Consider the following 24,634-nt stretch of genomic DNA (forward strand, 5'->3'; position numbering starts at 1 on the left):
ACGCTGTACCTTTTTTAATATGATCAATCGACTAGTGAGCTGCAGGTTCTTCTTTCAAACCACCTGAAGTCTCCACCAGGAGCGTACCTTGTACATATTTTTCGTCGTGCTGAGAAGCATCCAATCCAATTTCTTCTTCTTCTTCAGTTACACGCAATGGAAGTAAAATATTGATGAACTTGAAGATTGCGAATGCTACTACAAAGCTATAGGTTGCTACAATAGCCATTGCTTTCAATTGTGTAAAGAAGAAAGCAGGGTTTCCGTAGAACAAACCTACCGGACCGTCTTTGATACCGTGTACATCAGGGTTTGCGAAAACACCCGTTAACAACATACCTACCATACCGCCTACTCCGTGACAAGGGAATACATCCAATGTATCATCCAAAGTAGACTTTTGTTTGATACCAACAGCTACGTTAGAGATGATAGCTCCTACCAAACCAATGATGATACTTTGAGGTACACCAACATAACCGGCTGCTGGAGTGATGGCTACTAAACCAACCACCGCACCAATACAGAATCCGAGTACAGAAGGCTTTTTACCTTTAATTACATCGAAGAACATCCAACCTAAACCTGCAGCAGAAGCAGCAGTGGTAGTAGTTCCGAATGCATTTACAGCCAAAGGAGTAGCTCCTACCGCAGAACCTGCGTTGAAACCAAACCAACCGAACCACAACAAACCGGTACCAATTAATACATAAGGTACGTTTGCAGGTGGAATTTCTTTATGCTCTAAGTGTGTTTTTCTACGCTTCAATACTAAGGCACCTGCCAAGGCAGCACAACCCGCTGTGATGTGTACTACAGTACCACCCGCAAAGTCCCATGCACCCATTTTCGCTAAGAATCCTTCCGGATGCCAGCTCCAATGCGCTACAGGCGCGTAAATCAACAATCCAAACAATACAATGAAAAGTATATAAGCAGTGAAACGAATACGCTCAGCTACGGCCCCTACTACCAGACCCGGAGTGATGATCGCAAACATCAATTGGAACAATGAAAACAGTCCTAAAGGAATGGTGTTTGCTAAAGGCCAGGCAGCGCCGTTCTTTACATGCGCAAAGAAACCATAGGTTTTGGGATTACCGATGAAACCACCGATAGACTCACCAAAACTCAAACTAAAGCCACATACTACCCAAAGAACTCCGATTACTCCGGCTGCTACCACACTTTTGATCATGGTAGAAATTACATTCTTGCGGTGAACCATTCCACCATAGAAGAAAGCCAAACCGGGAGTCATTAAAAATACCAAGGCTGTAGATACCAATACCCATGCAATATCAGCATTGCTGTATTGAGGGTCGGTAGCCCCGGGAACATAATCAGCTTCCGGCTTAATGAACATCGCCGCAATTGCAACAATGGCCAGAATTAGAAAAGGCGCAATTTGTTTAACAGTTCTTTTACTCATGTGACAGTTTTTAGTTGTTAATATTAGAAAATATTATATGTGTTGAACATGTAATAAAAATAGCTAATTATTATCATAACAACTGTTAGGATAATTAACTATTCGATAACTTTTAATTTTTTTGGCTCATTTTTGAATTTTTTCTTTATATGTATTTTTTTATAATATATTTGGAAATCTATAAAAAAAACCACCCTAATTGGGTGGTTATCAATACATTAAACTAGGCTATTAATAACTGGCCATCAAAATTTGGTCTTTCGACTCCAATAATGAACTTCCTACTAAAAACTCGTCTACTTTGCGAGCACATTCCCTTCCCTCACTTATAGCCCATACAACGAGGCTTTGTCCCCTTCTCATATCACCCGCAACAAATACCTTATTAATATTGGTTGCGTAGAATTTCTCACTTGCTTTCACATTGCCACGCTCGTCCAATTCCGCTCCTAATTCATTTACCAAACCTTCGTGCTGTGGATGCACGAATCCCATTGCCAACAGGGCTAACTCACAAGGAATTTCTCTTTCAGAACCGGCACGCTCGGTAAACTGAGCTGGTCGGCCGTCAGCAGACGCCGTCCATTCCAGATCAACGATCTTCAAAGCCTTTAAATTCCCATTGGCATCACCTATAAACTCTTTGGTTGCCACCGCCCACTGACGGTCGGCCCCTTCTTCATGAGATGTAGAGGTTTTCAATACCATTGGATAGGTAGGCCAAGGCATGAACGGTGTTCTAGAAGCAGGTGGTTTAGGCATCAATTCAAATTGTGTTACAGACGCTGCCCCGTGACGGTTGGAAGTACCTACACAGTCACTACCTGTATCACCTCCTCCAATCACCACCACATTCTTTTTAGTAGCCAAAACTTCAGCTCCTAGTATATTACTTTCAATACCCGCTGCAGCCAAAGGATCTTTTCCTGCATTGCGTTTGTTTTGCTGCTTTAAAAAATCCATGGCGAAATGAACACCCTTCAGATTTCTTCCCGGAATATTTAAATCTCTTGGAACGGTAGAACCGCCCGCTAATACAATGGCATGGTATTCTCTCAACAAATCGTTGATGCTTACATTCACTCCAACATTTGCATGATACTTGAATTGAACCCCTTCTTCTTCCATTACCTTCACTCTGCGCTCTACTACCCATTTCTCTAATTTGAAATCAGGTATTCCGTAACGCAACAATCCACCAGCCGCATCATCTCTTTCAAATACCGTTACCGTATGACCGGCATAGTTCAATTGTGCAGCCGCGGCTAAACCTGCCGGACCACTTCCAATTACCGCTACTTTTTTACCGGTGCGCATATTGGGTTTCTTTGCCTTTACAAATCCCTTGTCAAAAGCGATTTCAATAATATGCTTCTCAATTTCCTCAATAGCTATAGCCGGTTGATTGATACCCAACACACAGGCGCTTTCGCAAGGCGCTGGACATATGCGACCTGTAAACTCGGGGAAATTATTGGTTGATGTTAAAATATCGTACGCATCTTTCCACTCCTTTTTATACACCGCATCATTGAACTCAGGGATCACATTACCCAGAGGACATCCATTGTGACAAAAAGGAACGCCGCAATTCATACAACGTGCCGATTGTTGATTCAACTTTTCGTCACTATAGCGTTCAATAAATTCATTGTAATCTTTTAAACGCTCTGCCACCGGTCTTTTTCCCGGTAACTCGCGTGTGAACTCCATGAAACCTGTAGGCTTGCCCATATTTCGATAATTGCTAGTAGTTAGTAATGTTGATTAAGCTTTTTGTTTTACTTCAGAACCTTTTGCTTGTAAAACCTTTTTGTAATCGCTTGGGAATACTTTTACAAAGTTTTTGTATTGATTGTCCCAATCGTCGAGTACAAATTTCGCAACGGTACTTCCAGTATAAGCATAGTGACGTTGAATCATGTCTTGCAACTCAGCAAAATCTGCGGTAGTCACCGGATCCAAGTCAACCATTTCCGTATTACAGTTCTTAGTAAACACGCCGTTTACATCGTATACATAGGCAATACCACCACTCATACCTGCAGCGAAGTTTCTACCTGTAGGACCAAGTATCACTACTCTACCACCGGTCATGTACTCACATCCGTGATCCCCTACTCCTTCTACAACAGCCTTAGCACCGGAGTTTCTCACTGCGAAACGCTCACCGGCTTTACCTCTAATGAAAGATTCTCCGGCAGTTGCACCATAGAAAGCCGTATTACCAATAATGATGTTTTCTTCTGGAATGTAGGTTGCTTCTTTTGGAGGATATACAATTAATCGAGCCCCGCTCAAGCCTTTACCGAAATAGTCGTTTGCATCTCCTTCCAATTCCAAGGTTACACCCTTGGTATTGAAGGCTCCAAAGCTTTGTCCGGCTGTTCCATTGAATTTGTAATGAATGGTATCTTCCGGTAATCCTTCTGCTCTGTACTTTTTGGTAATTTCATTCGAAAGAATGGTACCGGCAGTACGGTCAGTATTCTTGATATCGAAGCTGGCAAATACGCGCTCTTGTTTTTCAATCGCAGGTTTTGCCTTCTCCAGCAATTGCCAATCGATTACATTGTCGATACCATGATCTTGTGTTTCTGTATTGTACAATCCGGTAATATCAGAAGCAGGCTCACGGTAAAGAATAGGTGAAAGATCCAACTTGCTGTACTTCCAATGCTTGATGTTTTCTCTTGGAGTGAGGCATTCTACTTGACCTACCATCTCATTCACTGTACGGAAACCAAGCTCGGCCATAATTTCACGCAATTCCTGAACAATGAACTTGAAGAAATTCACCACATGATCGGCATCACCGGTGAAGCGCTTTCTCAATTCAGGATCCTGGGTAGCAACCCCAACAGGGCAGGTATTCAAATGACACTTACGCATCATGATACAGCCTTCTACCACCAATGCCGCTGTAGCTACACCCCATTCTTCGGCACCTAATAAGGCAGCAATTGCAATGTCGCGACCAGTCTTCATTTGACCATCGGCCTGCACTACTACTCTGCTTCTTAATTTATTTCTTACCAAGGTTTGATGGGTTTCGGCCAACCCTAATTCCCAAGGCAAACCGGCATGTTTGATAGAAGAAATGGGCGATGCACCGGTACCACCATCGTGACCGGAAATGAGGATCACATCGGCTTTTGCTTTAGCAACACCCGCTGCAATGGTACCCACACCTGCTTTTGAAACCAACTTTACGTTGATACGGGCCGCGCGGTTCGCATTTTTCAAATCGAAGATCAATTGAGCTAAGTCTTCAATTGAATAGATATCGTGGTGAGGAGGCGGAGATATCAAACCAACTCCCGGAGTAGAGTGACGTGTTTTACCAATCCAATCATCTACTTTATGTCCGGGAAGCTGACCACCTTCACCGGGTTTCGCACCTTGAGCCATTTTAATTTGCAACTCATCGGCCTCCGTTAAATATAAACTTGTAACACCGAAACGTGCAGAAGCCACTTGTTTAATGGCACTGCGCATGCTATCGCCATTCGGCATTTTTTCATAGCGAATTTCATCTTCACCACCTTCGCCGGTATTACTCTTACCACCGAGGCGGTTCATTGCAATGGCCAATGTGGTATGTGCTTCCCATGAAATAGATCCAAAACTCATGGCTCCCGTTGCAAAGCGCTTGTAGATGGCCTCTGCCGGTTCAACTTCATCAATTGAAACCGAAGGACGGTTGCGTTTGAATTCAAACTGACTACGAAGGGTAGCAGCTTTTTCACTTTGATCGTTGATATACTTAGTGTATTTCTTGAATGTTCCGTAATCATTCATCTTGGTTGCGTATTGCAACAAGTGAATGGAAGTTGGATTGAATAAGTGGAATTCACCCTTGCGTTTCCACTGATACAAACCACCTACCGGTAAACGATCTACCGGAATGTCTTTTCTGCTGAATGCAAAGTAATGTTTGACCAAGGCTTCTTTGGCGATCTCTTCTAGTCCGATACCTTGAATGCGACTGGTTGCTCCGGTAAAATAGCGATCTACCACTTCTTGATTCAAGCCTAGGATCTCAAAAATTTGAGCACCTTGGTATGACTGAAGTGTAGAGATTCCCATTTTAGAGAATACTTTCAACAATCCATCACAAACAGCTTTGATATAATTGTAACGGAGCTTTTCCCAATCTAAATTGGTTTCCAAACTTCCGTTTGCTTTCATGTTACGAATGGTAGCCAAAGCGAGGTATGGGTTGATAGCCGTAGCACCAAACGCCAACAAACATGCGAAATGGTGAACTTCCCATACATCACCTGCTTCAACAACAATACCTACCTGACCTCTCAATCCTTTACGAATCAAATGGTGGTGCACGGCTGCTGTAGCCAATAATGAAGGAATGGCGGCGTGATCACTGTCAACAGCACGATCACATAAAATCAACACTTCAAATCCATCGTGCACGGCATCTTCTGCATAACGGCACAAGCGATCCAAACCGCGTTTCAGTGAATCGGGTTTGCCATCGGCTCTGAAATAGGTTTGCAATGTTTTAGCTTGGAAGATACCGGTATCAATACTTCTGATTTTTTCGAGTTCTTTTGAAGTAAGAATCGGTTGCTTCAACGCTACTGTATGACAATGCGTAGGGCTTTCTTCCAACAAGTTTCCATTATTTCCCAAGAAAGTAGCCAAGCTCATTACCATGCGTTCGCGGATAGGATCGATGGGAGGATTGGTTACTTGAGCGAACAATTGCTTGAAATAAGAAGAAAGGTGCTGAGGTTGATCACTCAACACAGCCAAAGGAACGTCGGTACCCATTGAACCGATGGGTTCTTTACCATCCAAAGCCATTGGTTTGATGATGGTTTCAATGTCTTCCGTTGAGTACCCGTGAGCTTTTTGATATTTGAACACAGAAGATTCAGAAAGGTGGGTGAAAGTAACGCGAGGTTCTTCCAATTCTTCCAAACGAATCTTGTATTGATTGAGCCAATCGCCGTAAGGCTTTTGGCTACAGATTTTTGCTTTCAATTCATCATCGCTGATGATGCGGCCTTGCTCCATATCTACCACGAACATTTTACCGGGCTGGAGACGGCCTTTTTCTTTGATGATCTTTGGATCAACAGGAAGCGCTCCTGTTTCAGAGGCCATGATCACACGGTCGTCCTTGGTAACGCAATAACGCGAAGGGCGAAGACCGTTGCGATCGAGGGTAGCACCGATCATTTTACCATCGGTAAAAGAGATCGAAGCCGGACCATCCCAAGGTTCCATAATAGAAGCGTGGTATTCGTAGAAGGCTTTCTTTACAGGATCCATTTGATCGTTACCATCCCAAGCTTCGGGGATCAGCATCATCATTACATGGGGAAGACTTCTACCCGACATGGTAAGAAGCTCGATCATGTTATCCAAGCAAGCACTATCACTTTGTCCGGCGCTTACAATTGGCAATAACATTTCCATTTCTTGGTGGGTAAAGAAAGGAGATTCAAACCATTGTTCGCTGGTTTTGAGCCAGTTCAAGTTACCTTGAAGGGTATTGATTTCACCGTTGTGAGCGATGTAACGGAAAGGTTGAGCCAATTTCCAAGAAGGGAAGGTATTGGTAGCGAAACGAGAGTGTACCAAACCGAAAGCACTCACCACGCGCTTATTGCTAAGGTCGGGGAAGTATTCACGAACTTGGTGGCTGGTTAATTGACCTTTGTACACCACTGTTTTGTAAGAAAGAGAGGCAAGATAGAAGCCAATGGCATCTTTCTTAACAGTGCTATTGATAAGATGAGTTGCGTGATTGCGCAATACGAAAAGTTTGCGTTCGAACTCTTCTAAATTGGTGATATGATCGGGGCAAGCGATGAACACTTGTTCCATTTCAGGTTCTACACTCAGGGCTGTTGGACCAATTCCATCGGGGTTTACGGGTACCTTACGGAATGTAAGAACTTCCAATCCCAGTTTTTCTGCTGTGCGATTGAAGATATCGCGGCACTCTTCTCTCAGTTTAATTTCCTTTGGAAAGAAGGCTACGCCTACTCCATATCGACCATAAGAGGGAAGGTGAACGCCCAATTTCAGGCACTCTTCGAAGAAAAACTCGTGGGGGATCTGAATCATGATACCGGCACCATCACCTGTGTTGCTTTCGCAACCGCAGGCTCCGCGGTGTTCCATGTTTTCCAACACAGTGAGCGCATCCGAGATATTTTGATGCGATTTGTTGCCCTTAATACTAGCTACGAACCCGATGCCACATGCATCATGCTCAAAGGAAGGATGGTACAAACCAGTGTTACTTGCCATCTTTGCAATTTACTTTAGAAAATTTTCAATAAAAATGCCGGTTTTTCAAATGGATATCAAAACTATAGCAAGCAAGCTCCTAAAAATACAACAATTTGAGCATATAACAGCGAAATGGTTAAAAAATGTGAGAAACAGTGTGAGGGGTTGGAATTGAGGGAGTTGTATGTTTGGAGTTGGAAGTTTTGAGTTATTGAGTTTTTAAGTTTTTTGCAGCTGCGCTGCCAGGGAAGGCGAGGCACAAAGTTTTGGGAAGGCAAATGAGTTGCGCAAAGGGAATCTTTTTGATTGATTTGGCGTTTTGAAGATTATTAAACCGCAGCGGCGCAGCGATCGCGGCGATTACGCAGCGGGGATTTTTCTGCCAACGCTATATCCGCTCCGTTGATCACTAACCTAACCTCCATAAATAACAATCCATTAAGGTTATTACAAAATTTTAGTCTACTATTCAAGTAGACTTTCATTATCTTCGTCCTCTAAATTCAATTATTATGTCATTAAGATTAGGAGATATCGCGCCGAATTTTCAGGCTGCTACCACAGCGGGCAACATTGATTTCTACGAATATTTAGGAACCGGTTGGGGCGTTTTGTTTTCACACCCTGCCGATTATACACCGGTTTGTACTACCGAACTCGGCAAAACCGCTCTTTTGAAAGAAGAATTCGCCAAAAGAAATGTAAAAGTATTGGCTGTTAGCGTTGATCCACTCGATAAACATCTCGGCTGGGTAAACGATATCAACGAAACACAAAAAACAACAGTTGAATTCCCCATCATTGCCGATGAAGGCCGCGTTGTTGCGAATTTATACGACATGATCCATCCCAATGCATCAGAAACCTTTACTGTGCGTTCTTTGTTCATCATAGGCCCCGATAAAAAGGTGAAACTCATTATTACCTACCCCGCTTCTACCGGACGTAATTTCCATGAAGTATTGCGTGTAATTGATTCATTGCAATTAACTGCTCAATACAGTGTAGCCACTCCGGCCGATTGGAAAGAAGGAGAGGATGTGATTGTAGTTCCTGCAGTATCAACTGAAGACGCGATCAAGAAATTCCCTAAAGGAGTGAATGTAGTGAAGCCGTATTTGAGATACACACCACAACCTAATAAATAGAAGTGTTGAGTTGTTGAGTTTTTAAGTATTTGAGTTTTGCTCGCCAAAAGGCAGGGCTGAACTTAACAACTTAAAAACTCAATAACTTACTACAGACGTTATTTTCCTTCTCGCACTAAATCAGCCAAACTCTTTTTCTCTAAAATGGCGAGGGTTGCGTCGCGAACGCCTTCCATGATATCGTGCAGTCCGCAATGTATTTCGTCGCAGTTTTTACAACGTTTATAGAAGTACAAGCTTACGCAAGGCAGCATGGCGATTGGACCGTCGACTGTTCTGATGATTGCAGCCACGGGAATTTTCTCCGGAGCTTTGGCTAGGTAATAGCCCCCACCCTTTCCTTTCTTGCTTTCTAGAAAGCTGGCTTTTCTCAACTCCAACAAAATATTTTCTAAGAACTTTAAAGGAATCTTTTTCTTTTTTGCAATGGTAGCAATAAGCACCGGACCTTCATCCTGATGTTCTACCAAATATTCCAAGGCTCTAAATGCGTACTGGGCTTTTTTCGATAACATATGCAGGGCAATTCAAATATTCAATGCAATATAAGGAAAAGGCCAATTTGTGAGTTTGTTGATTTGTAAATGTGAGAATTCATTGCCCGTGTTATTGCGCGTTATTGGGCATAACGGCGAGCATTCTTTCAACAGCAGATTTAATCGATTATTATTGTTTAATAAAAATTAGGCACAACAATCAGTTCGTGACCAAGGGCACGGATATAGCGTTGGCAGATGAATATCCGCTGCGTAGTCGCCGCGTTCGCTGCGCCGCCGCGGTTTAAACCAAATAATCAAACTGATTAAATATCGGATACTAAACTGTGGGAATCTATGGTAAAAATCGAACTGTGGAAATAATGAGAAAGAAGAAGGACTTTGCGACATCTTTGCGCACTTCGCGCACTTTGTGTTAAAACTCAAAAACTTAATAACTTATAACTCATTACTTTAAACTCACGACTTCTTCTTCCCCGTCGCCTTTCCTATCATCCCCTTCCCAAATTTGTTTTTTACGCTGTCGATTGCTTTGTAGAGATCTGATTTTTTTTCTGCATTGGAGAAGAGATTCGTCTGAACAGCTTCGTTGGTGAGCTCACTCACTCGAACGCCCATTAAACGCACCGGCGTGCCTTTCCGATAGAGTTTCATAAACAACTCCTTGGCTACCGGAATCAACTCATCATCGTAAAACGTATAAGGAATCGTAGTTTGCTTCGAAGTAGTTTCAAAATCGGGATAACGAATTTTTACGGCAATACATCCGGCCATTTTATTGTCTTGACGCAGCTCGTACGCAATCTTCTCCGTCATGCCTACCAGATCGTTAAGCATGCCCTCTACATCGGTTCTGTTTTCGTTAAATGTAGTTTCTGTTGAAACCGACTTCTGCTCATGATAAGGCTCAACCGTACCTCGATGAATGCCCTGTGCTTTCTCCCACAACTCCGGACCCCATTTTCCCAAATGCGCTTCTAACTGAACCGGAGTATAATGAAGCACATCACCGATCTTTTCAATACCAATGTTCTTCAACACTTCCCGCATATGAGCTCCTACACCGGGAATTTTCCCTACACTGAGCGGCGCTAGAAATTCCTGCTCCCTTCCAGCAGGCACATGCAAATAACCATTCGGCTTTGCCTCATCTGTAGCAATCTTGGCCACCATTTTACTGGAGGCCATTCCAAAAGAAATGGGCAATTGGGTTTCATTTATTATTTGCTGGCGCAGATCAACAGTCCATTGAAAAGGATCAAAGTACTTGTCCATTCCAGTTAGATCAATGTAGAATTCATCAATACTTGCCTTTTCAAACAAGGGCGCTTTGGCAGCAATAATTTCTGTTACCCATCTGCTGTATCGTGAATATTCACCCCGAGACCCGCCTACAACTATAGCGTGCGGACACAACCTCAGCGCCGTTTTCATCGGCATTGCTGAATGTACCCCATACTTTCTCGCTTCATAACTACAAGTGCTTACCACCCCACGTTCTCCTCCTCCCACTATCACCGGCTTGCCCTTCAATTCCGGATCGTTCAGTATTTCTACCGAAACAAAAAAGGAATCGAGATCGAAATGGGCGATGAGCATGGCGGGGGTATAGTTGCTTTTAGTTTAAAGAGTTTGGGGAATTAGGCTTTAGGCCTTAGGCTGTAGGTAATTAGGTTAGCCTAATGCCTAACAACCTAAGGCCTATTGCCTATCTAAAAAACATCCAACAACCCATCCGGTAAATCCAATACCACTTGTTTCTTTCTGGCATCTATTTTAACAAGAAAGTTTTCGTGAACAGGAATGAGGGCTTCGCGGCCCTGCCAGTCAATTCTACACAATAATTGATGCGGTTGCTCTATTACTTCTAAAACCGGACCAAGCGATTTTCCTTGATCAATGATCTCAAACCCAAGTAATGAAATAGGCGCCGATTTAGAAGCATATTTATGAAACTTATCTTCGGTTAGCCATACCTGTTTTTGAGCTAACTTTTGAGCTTCTTCTCGGGTATTGATGCCCTCGAGCTTGATGTACAACTCTTGTTCATTCTTAATAGTTACCGATTCAATGAAAAAGGGCAACATCTCATCGGTTCTGGTTTCGATGAAAAGCACATCAAGTCCTTTTAGGGAAGTTTTCTTACCCAAACTATGTTGGAGTACCACTTGTCCTTTCACGCCAAATGTGGCGGCAATTTTTCCGATAGTACAGTATTCTGTCATGGGGTATAAAAATAAAAAATCCCGCTGTAAACAACGGGATTTTGAATTGCTATAGCAATGAGTTGATTAGTCGTCGTTTCTTCTAGGAGCGCCGGCTCTGCGACCACGTCTTTCTTTGGCATCAGCCTCTTGACGTTTGCGAACCTGTACTTCATGCTCTCCGTGCCACTGTTGGAATTTCAACATTGCCGTAGCTTCGTCGAACAATCCCAGTTTCACACCGCGCAACAAATGTTTGAGGTACAATACACCTTTGAAAGAAAGGATGCGGCGTACAGTGTCAGTAGGTTGTGCACCTTTGTGAAGCCAATCGAGGGCTTTTTGACGATCCAACTGTACAGTAGCAGGTACTGTTAATGGATTGTACGTTCCTAACTTTTGAATGAATTTACCATCGCGAGGTGAGCGTGCGTCTGCTACCACGATGAAGTAGAATGGTCTCTTCTTAGAGCCATGACGTTGCAGTCTGATTTTAACTGGCATTTTAAATAGAAATTTAAATGCGTGAACAAATAGGGTTAAACTTATAAGATTGCAAAATTAGCAATCCCACGAAAAATTCCAAAAATATTATTGAATTTCAACAAATTGATGACTATCGCTTCATTCCAGGCATAAAACGCCCCATGGGCATCTTATTCATCATTTTCATCATTTGTTTCATCTGCTCAAACTGCTTCAGGAAGGCATTTAGCTCGGCAATGTCTTTTCCGGCCCCTTTGGCAATTCTGGCTTTACGGCTTTGATTGATCAAATCGGGGTTCGAGCGCTCCTCGGGAGTCATGGAGTTGATCAAGGCTTCGATGCCTTTGAACGCATCGTCGCTCACTTCAACGTCCTTCAGGGCCTTGCCCATTCCGGGGATCATACCCATCAGATCTTTCAGGTTACCCATCTTCTTGATCTGATCCAATTGTTGCTTAAAGTCCTCAAAATCAAACTGATTCTTGCGGATTTTCTTTTCTAATTTCTTCGCCTGCTCCTCATCAAATTGGGCTTGAGCCTTCTCCACGAGCGAGGTAATATCACCCATGCCCAGGATACGCTGCGCCATACGCTCGGGGTAGAACACATCCAAAGTGTCCATTTTCTCCCCACTGCTTACAAATTTGATTGGCTTGTTTACCGTGTATTTGATACTGAGGGCAGCACCACCGCGGGTATCACCGTCTAACTTGGTGAGCACCACCCCAGTGAAATCGAGTCGGTCGTTGAAGGCTTTGGCAGTATTCACCGCATCCTGACCAGTCATGGAATCCACTACAAAGAGGATTTCCTGTGGTTTTACTGCCGATTTAATATTGGCTACCTCGGTCATCATGGTTTCATCGATCGCTAAACGACCTGCCGTATCCACGATGATCACGTTTTTATTTTTACTTCTCGCCTCCTTCAATGCGTTCTCCGCAATTTGAACGGCGTTCTTATTTTCAGGCTCACTGTATACTTCTACTCCAATTTGCTCACCCAGTACTTTCAATTGGTCGATGGCCGCAGGGCGGTAAATATCGGCCGCTACTAACATAGGCGACAATCCCTTCTTGGTTTTCAGGTAATTCGCCAATTTAGAACTGAAAGTGGTTTTACCTGAACCTTGCAAACCCGCTACCAGAATGACTGCCGGGTTTCCTTTGGCATTCAATTCGCTTTCGGTTCCGCCCATTAGGTTGGCGAGCTCGTCTTTCACGATCTTCACCATCAATTGACCGGGACTAACGGCATTGATCACCTTCTCTCCCATCGCTTTGTCTTTCACAGTATCCGTGAATTCCTTGGCAATTTTATAGTTCACATCCGCGTCTACTAAGGCACGGCGGATATCTTTAACTGTTGCAGCAATGTTTAATTCGGTGATGCGGCCTTCCCCTTTTATCTGTTTAAACGCGGATTCTAACCGTTCCGAAAGATTCTCAAACATAATAACTCGTATTTTTTAGAAACAAAAAAGTGAATGTAGTTAAACATTCACTTTTATAGAGTTGCAAATTTAGTACAAGATTTACGAAAAGCCGCCGGAAGCGGGCTTTATTTTATATGCCCAAATAGCTTCGAAGGGCTTTCGAGCGCGAATTGGTGCGCATTTTGGTGATGGCCTTGTCTTTGATCTGGCGAACACGCTCACGGGTGAGGTTGAATTTTTCGCCGATATCTTCCAAAGTCATGGGATGATCGATGCCAATTCCGAAGAAATAGCAGATCACTTCGCGTTGACGTTCAGTGAGTGAACTCATCGAGCGCTCAATCTCTTGCATCAAACTTTCGTTGTGCTCGAGGTTGGTTTCAGCGCGATCAGCGTTTTTATTTTCCATGATATCGATCAGGGTATTGTCTTCGCCTTCGCCTAAAGGTGTATCCACGCTTACGTGACGAGCAGAAGTACCCAAAGTAGCGTTCACTTCATCGATCTCCAATTCCAATAATTCGGCTAATTCTTCTGCAGAAGGTTCACGCTCAAACTCTTGCTCTAATTGAGAAAAAGCTTTTTGAATTTTGTTGGTGAGGCCTACTTTATTCAGTGGGAGACGAACGATGCGCGATTGTTCAGCCAAAGCCTGTAAGATGCTTTGACGGATCCACCATACCGCATAGGAAATGAATTTGAAACCGCGTGTTTCGTCGAAACGTTGTGCTGCTTTAATCAAACCCAAATTGCCTTCATTGATAAGGTCGGGCAAGGACAGTCCTTGGTTTTGATACTGCTTGGCTACGGAAACCACGAATCGGAGGTTTGCCTTAGTTAATTTGTCGAGCGCAGCCTGATCTCCTTGTTTAATGAGACCGGCCAATCTTACCTCTTCTTCCGGATTAATTAATTCTACTTTTCCGATTTCCTGCAGGTACTTTTCAAGGCTCTGAGATTCACGATTGGTAATACTTTTCGTGATCTTTAGTTGACGCATGCTCATAGTGGCCTTTTTTAGGATTGTTGGGTTTAGATAAATGGATTTGTTAAAAAACGCTCAGGCGCTGTTTTTCGTGTGTGAAATCCAAATTTTTGACCCATAAATCTTAGTGAAAAGTCTAACACGTTGATAATCGTTTCCTAGTAGATGCTAAAAAGGGTGCCGAAGGTTGCTTTTTCCACAGCTAATAGGGCATTTTGGGGATAACAAGCGCAAAAACAGTGAATTATCGGGCTTTTTCCATTTTCTTGTTATTCAAAGTGTTGGGAGGGAAAAATATATTTTGAGGGTTCTATTATTTTTCTATAATTGCAATCATTAGTCACAAAGATCAACGGTGTAGATGAGTAAAAAACAGCTATTTACTTTAGAGTATCCGGTAAGATGTTCTCCCTCAATCTTATATGAATTCTTGAGTTCTCCAGCAGGACTTCAGGAATGGTTTGCAGATAAAGTGGACGAGCGCGACGGAGTTTTCAGCTTTAGTTGGAACGGTTCCACCGATCAGGCTGAAGTATTGGAAACAGGAGAAGACCACTTTATACGTTTTCATTGGTTGCATGCTCCTAAAGAAGAGTACTTCGAATTCAGAATAGAAAAATCAGAAGTTACCAACCAAACCATTTTAGTGATCAAAGATTTTGCTGAAAAAGCTGAAATCAAAGATCAGAGTCAACTTTGGGGATATCAGGTGAAAGACCTGTTCCATCGTCTGGGAAATTAATCGAGCCAACTACTCACCAAACTGCGATGCCTCTCTATGAGAGGGATGGTAATGGTATCTATTTGCTCCAAACTCAAGCGTGTAGCTAGTTTCACAAACTGAACTTCTTCTTTCTTCCAAGTTTCATCTACTAAATCAAAGTAATTGGCAGCAGTTGTATCGTGTTGCCATTCAGAACCGTTGATGGATATGCGAAAATCAAATTTTGCCAATTCCTCTATCGAGTCATCAAGCTTGTTAAGCAATCGCTGAGCAGGCAATCCTTTCAGGTGGTGAATTACATAAAAGCCTCTCCCCCACCAGAACAAGGTTCGGCTGGCAAAAACAGTTTCATTGGAAAAGAATCGAGGATAATCTAAAATCAGGTAAGGCAAATGCTCTAGCTGTTCTCCTTTGGAAATTTTGGGTCCGGTTTGAAATGCCTCGGGAAAAACCGATTGCAATGGTGCATACACCGGCTCCAAGGCAGTACAAAGCTCTCCCAACAATTGTCCCATCTTCTCCATTACCGCATGCTTTGTTAAAAGAATGGAAGCATTCTGCAGAAGCGTTGATTCCTCTTGTGAAAACTGTATTTTTGCACCGTTCATTTAATAAAGATAATCAGCCCATAACCAATTGTTTAAAAAACTTGACATACTAGTACTGCGTTCCTTTATTGGACCCTTTATCGCTACTTTCTTTCTAACCCTATTCGTACTCATTCTCCAGTTCTTCTGGTTATGGATCGACGATTATGTTGGAAAAGGAATTGACGCGGCTACTATTTTGCAATTGCTGTTGTACTTAAGTGCCACCCTTGTTCCGCTAGCCCTTCCTTTGGCCATCTTGCTCTCCTCTATTATGACCTTCGGAAACCTTGGCGAATCGTTTGAACTAGTGGCCATCAAAAGTGCCGGCATTGGTTTGCTACGTTTTATGCGACCGTTGCTGGTAGTGTCTATTTTGCTCTCCGGTTTGGCTTTTCTTTTCAATAACAATGTGATCCCCATTGCCAACTTGAAAATGAAAACATTGCATACCGACTTGGTGAACAAGAAGCCTGCTTTTGATTTGAAAGAAGGACAGTTCTACAACAATATCCCAGGCTTCTCAATTAAAGTTGGAAAAAAAGAACAGGACTCTATTCTGAAGCAGGTCATCATTTATGAATACACCGGTGGTCCGCAGGACAATATCATTATTGCCGACAACGGCATTATGAGAGTAACCCCCGATCAACGCTTTCTTGAATTCAGTTTGCGCAATGGTTGGCGCTATCAAGAAAAAAGCGACGGAAATGTGAGCACTTCAGAGCTCACTCGTTTGGGCTTCAAAGAGTATAAAAAAGTATTGGATCTGACTTCGTTAACCTTGAACCGTACCAGTGACTCGGTTTTTAAGAACCGTTATGAGATGTTGAGCATTCGTCAATTGAATTATGCAATTGACTCTCTCAATAAATACAGTTTCAAATTCGAAAAGCGAAGTGTGAACGATTTGATCATTTACATGAGCTTCATGAAATATTTAGACAGTGGCTGGGTAAACGTTAAAGCTCCGGCCGTGAAGGTGAAAAAATTCCGTGAATTGATTCCCGATAGTTCCAGAAACTTGGTAATTGATCAAGCTGTTTCTTACCTGAATTCAATACGATCTACCATGGAATCTGCGAATTTCGAATACGAAGCCCGACAGAAAGACCTGCGTTTATACTTGATTGAATGGCATGGAAAACTAACAATGTCCATTACCGTTATTGTACTCTTTTTAATTGGAGCACCGTTAGGCTCGATTGTTCGAAAAGGTGGATTGGGAACCCCGGTGGTATTTGCTGTCATCTTTTTCGTGATCTTTTTCCTCACCATGAACTTCGGAAAGAAGTTTGCGAAGGAAGATGTAATGAGCCCTTTTACAGGAATGTGGTTGCCAGTTTTTGTGCTGTTGCCCATTGGTCTCTTCCTTACCTACAAAGCATTAAACGATTCTCAATTGTTCAATAAAGATTTTTACGTAAAAATTCGATTGGCTTTGAATCGTTTCTTGAAGAGAAAAAAATCATCGGAAGCCGAGGCTTCATAAAAAGCTTGCAGTGACAGTTTCAAAAACGCAGTTAGAGAATCTCCGTGTACAACGTTGGGTGGTATTTATTGCCGTGGTCCTTTTCGCGCTTAAAATGACCGCTTATGTGATCACAGGATCTGTGGCCATTCTAACCGATGCGTTGGAAAGCACCGCCAATGTAATAGCCGGCTTTATTGGATGGTACAGTTTACACATTGCTGCAAAACCCAGTGATACAGATCACCCTTATGGTCACGGAAAAGCAGAATTTTTATCCGCTGCTGTAGAAGGCACTTTGATCTTGATTGCAGGTGGGATGATCATCTACGAAAGCATTCTCAACTTCATACATCCGCACGAACTTAAACAACTCGATTGGGGTATTGCATTGGTGGCTGTTACAGCCATCATCAATTTTGTTGTAGGAAGTATCAGTATCAAAAAGGGAAAACAAAACAATTCATTGGCGCTCATCGCAAGCGGAAAGCACTTACAAACCGATACCTACTCTACCATTGGATTGATCATTGGATTGGCCATCATTTACCTTAGTGGTATTGCTTGGGTAGACAGCATTGTTGCCCTGATCATGGCCCTAATCATTCTCTATACAGGCTATACCATTATCCGCGAATCCATTGCGGGCATTATGGACGAGGCCGATATTGAGTTGTTGGAAGAGATGGTCGCTTATTTAGACGCTAATAGAAAAGAAAAATGGATCGATCTTCACAATTTGAGAGTGATAAAATACGGTGGTCAACTGCACATCGATTGTCATTTAACCGTGCCCTGGTATTTGAATGTACACGAAGCACATCGAGAAATTGATCAATTGAGTGCCTTGATTCGGGAGAAATTTGGCGACAGTCTTGAACTCTTTGTACATTCGGATGGTTGTTTGGATTTTAGTTGCAGCATTTGTTCTATCAAGGACTGCCAGGTAAGGCAGAAGCCTTTTGAGAAAACAGTGCATTGGAATAAAGAGAATATTTTATCGAATCAAAAACATAGAATTCCTCAATAAAATTAAATAGTAGTATATGCAAGTTTGGAAAGATTATTTGGAGCAACACAAGGATCGTTTCTTGGAAGAATTGTTGGCGATGTTGCGCATTCCTAGCATCAGTGCGAGAGGTGAACACAAAGAAGACATGAAAACTTGTGCCATTGCAGTAAAAGATTCTTTGATTGCTGCCGGTGCCGATAAAGCGGTGATCTATGAAACTGCAGGTCATCCCATAGTTTATGGTGAAAAAATCATCGACCCTAGTTTGCCCACTATTTTGGTATATGGTCACTACGATGTGCAACCTGCCGACCCGCTAGAACTGTGGCACAGCGGCCCTTTTGAGCCGGTGATCAAAGACGGAAAAATCTACGCCCGTGGTGCTTGCGACGATAAAGGTCAATTCTACATGCATGTAAAAGCGTTGGAAACCATGGTGAAAACAAACACATTGAATACCAATGTGAAGTTTTGTATTGAAGGAGAAGAAGAAATTGGCTCGCCCAACTTGGCCACATTCGTAAAAGAGCATAAAGAGTTGTTGAAGGCTGATGTTATCCTCATCAGCGATACAGCCATGATTAGCATGGAGCATCCGTCAATTGATATTGGTGTGCGCGGANCACATTCGTAAAAGAGCATAAAGAGTTGTTGAAGGCTGATGTTATCCTCATCAGCGATACAGCCATGATTAGCATGGAGCATCCGTCAATTGATATTGGTGTGCGCGGATTGAGTTATATAGAAGTAGAAGTAACAGGCCCTAACCGCGATTTGCACAGTGGCGTATACGGTGGTGCTGTGGCGAATCCCATTACTATTTTGGCGAAGATGATCGCTTCATGTCACGATGAAAACAATCACATTACCATCCCCGGATTTTATGATGATGTAGTAGAAAGCACACCGGCTGAAAGAGAGAAAATGGCACAAGCGCCTTACGATGAAAATGAATTCAAGGCCGATTTAGGCGTTTCTGCATTGTGGGGAGAGAAAGGATATACAACGAATGAAAGAACCGGTATTCGTCCAACTTTAGAGTTGAACGGTATTTGGGGAGGCTATACCGGCGAAGGTGCAAAAACGGTATTACCATCAAAAGCATATGCGAAAATTTCGGCGCGATTGGTACCAAATCAATCGAGCACGGTGATTACAGAGAAGTTATTGAATTATTTCAAGAGCATTGCTCCGGCGGGTGTAACGGTGAAAGCCGAAGAGCACCATGGTGGTGAGCCCTATATGACGCCAATTGATTCCAATGCATATAAAGCTGCAGCGGAAGCCATCAAAGCTACTTTTGGCAAAGATCCGATTCCGGTAAGAGGCGGTGGAAGCATTCCTATTTGTGCTTTGTTTGAAAAAGAATTGGGACTGAAAATTGTGTTCATGGGATTTGGATTGGATTCAGATAACCTGCACTCACCCAATGAGAAATACGATATTTTCAATTTTTACAAAGGCATTGAAACCATTCCTTATTTCCATAAGTTTTTCAAACTGGGATAAGCCATGAGCGAGAAAGAGAAACTAAGAATTGACAAGTATTTATGGTCGATCCGACTTTTTAAAACCCGATCGCAGGCAGCTGATGCCTGCGATAAGGGTAAGGTGAAATACAATGGCGATGCGGTGAAAGCTAGTAAAACCGTATCGGTAAACGACGAATACGAGGTAAAAACAGAAGCCAAACGCTGGCGGATAAAAGTAACAGGACTCCTTCACAACCGGGTACAGTACAGCGAAGCGGTAAAATATTATCTAGACATCACTCCTGCCGAAGAACTTGAACGTCTTGAATTTCAAGCCGCCAGCTTCCATACCGGCAAACGACTCAGTAAAGTGGGCCGACCTACGAAGAAGCAGCGGAGGGATTTGGATGGGTTGATGGGGGAATAGCTGTTAGGCTTTAGGCCGTTAGGCATTAGGTGTTGGGACTAAAGCCTAAAGCCCAAGGCCTAATACCTAATCAACTGATTAAAATCACCCCCTCCTCCTACTAAGGTCATATTTGTCACAAAGGACTTCCAATAATTTTGGTACAACGTAAGGTGTGTAAGGTTGAATGCTAAATGCTTACGTATGTTAACGACTATGATTTTAGAGATTTCCGCTGATAAATCCATCAAACAGGTGCAGGAAGATTTTTCTCATTTGTTTCCTTACTTGAAGATTGAGTTCTTCAGGAATGGAACTATTGCGCGTAAAGATCGCTATCCGGCTGCCACACTTATTTCCAACGACCACCCCATTAGTGCAGCCCAAACCCGTCCTAAAAACAATGGTGACCTATACCTCGACGAAACCATGACGGTAGCCGAATTAGAACAGAGTTTCTTAACGCATTTCGGATTATCGGTTCAGGTATTCCGCCGCTCCGGCAAACTCTGGCTCGAAACCACCATGACCGACAACTGGACCCTCAAGCAACAAAATGATCATGGAAGAGAGATTGCAGCGAGTTGGTGAGGTGAGAATAAAGTAGCAAAAAGATCTATTGCCAAACTATACAAATTGAGTAGCGGCTTGACTATGGGGAAAGACCTGTTATTCTGTCTACATCGGGTCGCTCCATATCGCCCATGAATTGTCGGGCATAGGCGCTAAAGCTCTCCATGTAGCGGCGTTGTCCTTCAGAGTAGATGGTATCGAAAGCCAGGGAGTTTTTACCGCTGCCGCTGATGCCGGTGACCACCACCAATTTATTCTTGGGGATATTGATATCGATGTTTTTGAGATTGTGCTCCCGTGCGCCATAGATCTCGATTTGCTCCAATTTAGAATCAAATGTAGGCGATTATGATTTAGAAGAAGAAGTTGTTTTTTGTTGCCATATTAATTTCGTGCCTCCCCCGAATCTCGGGGTTCTATGCCGCGGGCTAGGTAAATTTAAGGCTGCTTAATTAGCAAAGAGGGAGGAATTGGGAATTTGGTGGCCTACAAATCCTTTTTTACTTCCGCAAATACAAAAGCAAGCAAAAACAATACTAATAAATTTGCAAACAAATAAATACATATAAAAATTTGCCATTTTTTTATTTTTTCACTGTCATATTTAAGAGCTTTTAGATCGCCCTCTTTCACCAAATAAGACAAAAGAAAATAGACAGGAATTGACAGCAGAAATAGTTTTAAGTATTTCACAATCCTAGGGTCATTGTTCCGCAAAGGCAATAAACTAACTTTATCCAAAATGATGAGAAATTGAAAAATATGCAAGTAAATTAAAAAGACAACAGCGCATAAAGCAGAAAAATATGCTACATTTCTTTTACCTCCAGTTTTATAATATCTATTGAATAGAAACGTAACAAACCTCAATATCTTCATAACTACCATTTAAATAATGCATCCGTAAGTCCTGTTCAATCTGTAACACCAAGAACTAATCCAACTACTGGATTTGTTTTTACAAAGGTCATTCCAGTTTTAAACAAAGCCTTAGCAACAGTTCCTACTTTTTGTCCAGTTGTAGCATTTCTATCACCTATCGTTACGACAGCATCATAAGCCGCAACTCCTGCGTCTAGCCATCCTGAAACTTGGCCTACTTTTTCGAAGGCCTTGCCCAATCCTCGCGCTACATTCGATGATTTTAACGCCTTAGCAAAATTGTCTGCATTATCAGCAGGCTTACAAACCTCCTGTAGATTGAACCAAATGAATCTCCTTTTTATTACGGTGGTATTTCGCATACCAAGCATTATTCATCTTCTCATTTTTTAATTTTTCATAGCTATAATCCGCAATTATTATATACTCAAAAAGTAAATATTTATCTAGTTTCTTCAAAACTTGTACTTCAACAACTATCTCTTTCTTTATCCCCGGCAAAAGAACAAATCCATTATACTTTAAGGCTTCAACAGATGCATCTGAGTTAAATTCATCCCACCATAAAGCGTAAAATTCCCTATTTTTAGTTTGCCTATAGACGGGTAAATACTGCACTACACTATCTCTTTCAAAAAGAAAAGAAGAGTGCAAGATACAAATGGCACTATCCGATGAATTCTTTAACGTGATATATATCTTTTGAAGGCCTTCTACTTTTGATCTTTCTATCTTTTCAATTTTTGATACAATATGATCTACCTGAGTATTTAGCTTATGTTCAAAATGCACTAGCGATAATAATAGCAAACAAATAATCTTACTCATTTTTATCTTTATTGGGTTCTGGATGTCATCGCTCATATGTTCTTTCATATACCTTCACTAATCTTGGTATTGGCACAAGCAAATAAATCGAGAAGCAACGTTTGTTTCTTGTTGACCCTAGCTTTAATTGGTTCAGTTTTTTTAAAACTATAGCCGATCCAACACTGATTTTCAATCCTATGCATCCACAAACTGTTTAATTACGATTCTTTCACGACTTCTATCTGGCCAGAGTTCTATTATGTAGTAATCTTCACCTGAATCTCCAAGAACGCTTTTGAGATTCAAAGAATATACTCTTACTCCATAAGTACCCGGCACTAATTCTAATTCAAACTCGACATTAGATCCAGGGCAATCTAAAACTTGCAAAACTCCACTTTCAATATCAACTCCTGCCTCTACGACGTGATCGTAACTACTGAAATCCTTTGTGTCATTTTTAGCTTCTAACAAAATTAGTTCTCCTTTGAAATCGCCATAACATTCTAACCCGATTCCAAGAATGGTTGAGTTTATTGCCAATCGCGACTTTGCGGCTTCTTCGGTCCAAAAATCGAAAGCATCTGTTTCTCTTAATGAATCTTTGTCACATAAATATATCTGATGATGCGAAGTGGAAAAATTTAAATTATATCTCATAATATTTGTATTGGACCGTCTACCCTACGCAATAACTACCAACCCACTACCCCACAACCACCACACTCCCAAGTTAGGGCTGCTACTGCTACTTTCAATAGAATATACCCAACTATTGCAACGGCTGCAGTTTTAGAAGCTTGTTCAATTCCCTGTGGATTCAATTGAATTACTCTCGCTGGTGCATTTTCAGAATTACTATTTGTATTTCTATTTGAGCGAGTTCCGATAGAAGAGGGAGGCAATGCATCAGGTTCTGATTCTCGCGGAACCGGGAGGACAACAAAGGCTTCCCCTTGACTCATAGTTTTATATAAAGCCGATAAGGCCCCACCTTGAATTCTTTGTTCTATCATGGGGACATCCGCCACTACAGCACCCTTACCTCCTTCAAAAGTTGACGCATATGGGTATTCATCTCTTTCAGTGCCATCTTTTTTCAAAGGAATATTTCCTAAAGCTTCTTTTCTTCTCTGATCCCTACGCTCTTTATTAGAATCATAATGAAGAACCTGTGGCTTACCTATTCTAAAGGCATTCAAGGTATTTTGATAAATTTTTTCTGTTTTTGATTCAAATACTAAATGAATTTTAAATCCTTGGTTTGAGTTAACTTTCTTTTGAATAGCAATAAACGCAATTTTCGCATCCTCACCTGTAAACATTACACCATCTTGTATGCTTTTTATCTCTCTTCCATCAGGATCGATATACCTCAAAGGATTATCTATTACATAATTATATGGAGACCAACGTCTACTTTTATCAACTAATGGATCAACCACATGCCACCTTCCAATCTGATTATCATACATCCTCGCCCCATAGTCCAACCATTCTAACCCAGCTCCATCACTAAACTCCTGTCGTTGTTCTTCTTTGCCATTATATTTTAGCCTGTTCGTTGGCGCTCCGAAAGAAACAGACTTTGATGAAACAGCAGCCATCGTTAATCCGAACGGATAATAATGCGTCTCCTCCACTATTGGTCCACGTGAATGAATGACCTGTAAATTATCAAAAAACACATTTATGTTCGATTCGTTACTACAATATACATAAATGTATCCATTTTTCGGAACTACAATAGAAGGAATGGTGCTGCTATTGTGATTTTTAACAGTTCCGCTGCTTCCTACCCGGTCGTAACCACCACCCGCATAGTTAAAACGTTCGTCAAATAAGATCCAGTTGATGAAGGCTTTGGGAGTGTTAGAGGTTTGGGCAGGCTGGGTTCCCAATAGACTGGTAATACCTGAGGTTAACTGAGTAATACTGTTCAATGCCGTTCCACTAACACCTTTACTACTCATGGCATTGGTACCCGCAAATGAAGTGAGGAGCGCCAAAGTTGTTGGAGCAGTAGTTGTACCCGATATTGTTCCGCCATTTAAATTATAGTAGGATTTTCCATATATGTTGATGGTATCACCTGCCATTACCTTCAATGCAATGGTTAGTCCTGTTTTGTTGACAGAACCGTTCATTTGGTATACTTTGGCACTATTGGCAGTAGTATTGCTTTTCGGGTTGTTGTTGAAAGGGGGATTGCCGTTATTGTTTTGATAGGCAGTAATACCCGT

General features: G+C 42.1%; 23 protein-coding genes and 1 pseudogene. 8 read left to right on the plus strand and 16 right to left on the minus strand.

Annotated elements, in window-relative coordinates; all coding sequences use genetic code 11:
• Positions 1–31: 31 nt before the first annotated feature.
• The 3 genes from ACQ2HE_RS09765 to gltB form a co-directional block, all read right to left on the minus strand.
• Entirely contained in the window at positions 32–1,432 is a 1,401-nt protein-coding gene (locus ACQ2HE_RS09765) for an ammonium transporter (RefSeq protein ID WP_430898123.1), read from the minus strand.
• A gap of 231 nt (positions 1,433–1,663) precedes the next feature.
• Positions 1,664–3,166, minus strand: coding sequence for a glutamate synthase subunit beta (locus ACQ2HE_RS09770; protein ID WP_430898121.1), 1,503 nt, complete (start codon positions 3,164–3,166; stop codon positions 1,664–1,666).
• A 33-nt stretch (positions 3,167–3,199) separates the two neighbouring features.
• Positions 3,200–7,717, minus strand: a complete 4,518-nt coding sequence (gltB, locus tag ACQ2HE_RS09775) for a glutamate synthase large subunit (RefSeq protein ID WP_430898119.1) — start codon at positions 7,715–7,717, stop codon at positions 3,200–3,202.
• 494 nt (positions 7,718–8,211) lie between these two features.
• Between gltB and ACQ2HE_RS09780 the strand changes: the two genes are divergently transcribed.
• A complete protein-coding gene (locus tag ACQ2HE_RS09780; RefSeq protein ID WP_430898117.1) occupies positions 8,212–8,847 on the plus strand; it encodes a peroxiredoxin in 636 nt (211 codons plus the stop codon).
• A gap of 98 nt (positions 8,848–8,945) precedes the next feature.
• On the opposite strand, the gene ACQ2HE_RS09785 is transcribed toward ACQ2HE_RS09780, so the two are convergent.
• The 6 genes from ACQ2HE_RS09785 to ACQ2HE_RS09810 all read right to left on the minus strand — a co-directional run bounded on the left by ACQ2HE_RS09785 (position 8,946) and on the right by ACQ2HE_RS09810 (position 14,475).
• Positions 8,946–9,362, minus strand: a complete 417-nt coding sequence (locus tag ACQ2HE_RS09785; RefSeq protein WP_430898115.1) for an RrF2 family transcriptional regulator — start codon at positions 9,360–9,362, stop codon at positions 8,946–8,948.
• A 441-nt stretch (positions 9,363–9,803) separates the two neighbouring features.
• Positions 9,804–10,943: a DNA polymerase IV gene (gene dinB, locus ACQ2HE_RS09790; protein WP_430898113.1), complete on the minus strand. Its 1,140-nt coding sequence runs from the start codon at positions 10,941–10,943 to the stop codon at positions 9,804–9,806.
• 113 nt (positions 10,944–11,056) lie between these two features.
• The gene (gene rimM, locus ACQ2HE_RS09795) at positions 11,057–11,569 is read right to left on the minus strand and encodes a ribosome maturation factor RimM (RefSeq protein WP_430898111.1); all 513 of its coding nucleotides are present in this window, start codon (positions 11,567–11,569) and stop codon (positions 11,057–11,059) included.
• Positions 11,570–11,635: 66 nt separating this feature from the next.
• Positions 11,636–12,052 carry a 30S ribosomal protein S16 gene (rpsP, locus tag ACQ2HE_RS09800; RefSeq protein WP_430898109.1) on the minus strand — a complete coding sequence of 139 codons (417 nt, stop codon included), beginning with the start codon at positions 12,050–12,052 and terminating at the stop codon, positions 11,636–11,638.
• Positions 12,053–12,164: 112 nt separating this feature from the next.
• Positions 12,165–13,487: a signal recognition particle protein gene (gene ffh, locus ACQ2HE_RS09805; protein WP_430898107.1), complete on the minus strand. Its 1,323-nt coding sequence runs from the start codon at positions 13,485–13,487 to the stop codon at positions 12,165–12,167.
• Between the two features lie 112 nt (positions 13,488–13,599).
• The gene (locus tag ACQ2HE_RS09810; RefSeq protein WP_430898105.1) at positions 13,600–14,475 is read right to left on the minus strand and encodes a sigma-70 family RNA polymerase sigma factor; all 876 of its coding nucleotides are present in this window, start codon (positions 14,473–14,475) and stop codon (positions 13,600–13,602) included.
• Positions 14,476–14,815: 340 nt separating this feature from the next.
• Here ACQ2HE_RS09810 and ACQ2HE_RS09815 point away from each other — a divergent pair, with 340 nt between their 5' ends.
• Positions 14,816–15,196 (plus strand): START-like domain-containing protein, encoded by a 381-nt coding sequence (locus ACQ2HE_RS09815; RefSeq protein WP_430898103.1) that lies wholly within the window; start codon positions 14,816–14,818, stop codon positions 15,194–15,196.
• On the opposite strand, the gene ACQ2HE_RS09820 is transcribed toward ACQ2HE_RS09815, so the two are convergent.
• Positions 15,193–15,786, minus strand: a complete 594-nt coding sequence (locus ACQ2HE_RS09820; protein ID WP_430898101.1) for a hypothetical protein — start codon at positions 15,784–15,786, stop codon at positions 15,193–15,195. The two genes, ACQ2HE_RS09815 and ACQ2HE_RS09820, sit on opposite strands and share 4 nt — an antisense overlap.
• A gap of 28 nt (positions 15,787–15,814) precedes the next feature.
• Between ACQ2HE_RS09820 and ACQ2HE_RS09825 the strand changes: the two genes are divergently transcribed.
• The 6 genes from ACQ2HE_RS09825 (at position 15,815) to ACQ2HE_RS09850 (ending at position 20,717) form a co-directional block, all read left to right on the plus strand.
• On the plus strand, positions 15,815–17,257 hold the full coding sequence (locus ACQ2HE_RS09825) for an LptF/LptG family permease (protein ID WP_430898099.1): 1,443 nt from the start codon (positions 15,815–15,817) through the stop codon (positions 17,255–17,257).
• 10 nt (positions 17,258–17,267) lie between these two features.
• Positions 17,268–18,266, plus strand: a complete 999-nt coding sequence (locus ACQ2HE_RS09830; RefSeq protein ID WP_430898097.1) for a cation diffusion facilitator family transporter — start codon at positions 17,268–17,270, stop codon at positions 18,264–18,266.
• Positions 18,267–18,393: 127 nt separating this feature from the next.
• The gene (locus ACQ2HE_RS09835; protein ID WP_430902443.1) at positions 18,394–18,882 is read left to right on the plus strand and encodes a M20/M25/M40 family metallo-hydrolase; all 489 of its coding nucleotides are present in this window, start codon (positions 18,394–18,396) and stop codon (positions 18,880–18,882) included.
• A gap of 62 nt (positions 18,883–18,944) precedes the next feature.
• Positions 18,945–19,757 carry a M20/M25/M40 family metallo-hydrolase gene (locus ACQ2HE_RS09840; protein ID WP_430902441.1) on the plus strand — a complete coding sequence of 271 codons (813 nt, stop codon included), beginning with the start codon at positions 18,945–18,947 and terminating at the stop codon, positions 19,755–19,757.
• 3 nt (positions 19,758–19,760) lie between these two features.
• Entirely contained in the window at positions 19,761–20,147 is a 387-nt protein-coding gene (locus ACQ2HE_RS09845) for an RNA-binding S4 domain-containing protein (RefSeq protein WP_430898093.1), read from the plus strand.
• 183 nt (positions 20,148–20,330) lie between these two features.
• Positions 20,331–20,717 carry a hypothetical protein gene (locus tag ACQ2HE_RS09850; RefSeq protein ID WP_430898091.1) on the plus strand — a complete coding sequence of 129 codons (387 nt, stop codon included), beginning with the start codon at positions 20,331–20,333 and terminating at the stop codon, positions 20,715–20,717.
• 64 nt (positions 20,718–20,781) lie between these two features.
• Here ACQ2HE_RS09850 and ACQ2HE_RS09855 read toward each other — a convergent pair.
• The 6 genes and pseudogenes from ACQ2HE_RS09855 to ACQ2HE_RS09880 all read right to left on the minus strand — a co-directional run.
• Positions 20,782–21,024, minus strand: a pseudogene (locus ACQ2HE_RS09855) (hypothetical protein); the annotation flags it as partial.
• Positions 21,025–21,185: 161 nt separating this feature from the next.
• Positions 21,186–21,578, minus strand: coding sequence for a hypothetical protein (locus ACQ2HE_RS09860; protein WP_430898089.1), 393 nt, complete (start codon positions 21,576–21,578; stop codon positions 21,186–21,188).
• A 35-nt stretch (positions 21,579–21,613) separates the two neighbouring features.
• On the minus strand, positions 21,614–21,943 hold the full coding sequence (locus ACQ2HE_RS09865; RefSeq protein ID WP_430898087.1) for a hypothetical protein: 330 nt from the start codon (positions 21,941–21,943) through the stop codon (positions 21,614–21,616).
• On the minus strand, positions 21,882–22,409 hold the full coding sequence (locus ACQ2HE_RS09870) for a hypothetical protein (RefSeq protein WP_430898085.1): 528 nt from the start codon (positions 22,407–22,409) through the stop codon (positions 21,882–21,884). The genes ACQ2HE_RS09865 and ACQ2HE_RS09870 overlap by 62 nt, the downstream gene beginning before the upstream one ends.
• A gap of 177 nt (positions 22,410–22,586) precedes the next feature.
• Positions 22,587–23,051, minus strand: coding sequence for a hypothetical protein (locus ACQ2HE_RS09875; RefSeq protein ID WP_430898083.1), 465 nt, complete (start codon positions 23,049–23,051; stop codon positions 22,587–22,589).
• A 35-nt stretch (positions 23,052–23,086) separates the two neighbouring features.
• Positions 23,087–24,634, minus strand: a 1,548-nt coding sequence (locus ACQ2HE_RS09880) for a NucA/NucB deoxyribonuclease domain-containing protein (protein WP_430902442.1), incomplete at its 5' end; no start/stop codon positions are given.

Origin of the sequence: Endoryza foliicola (genome assembly GCF_050589245.1) — a bacterium.
In the GTDB taxonomy this organism is placed as follows: Bacteria; Bacteroidota; Bacteroidia; order Chitinophagales; family Chitinophagaceae; genus Endoryza; species Endoryza foliicola.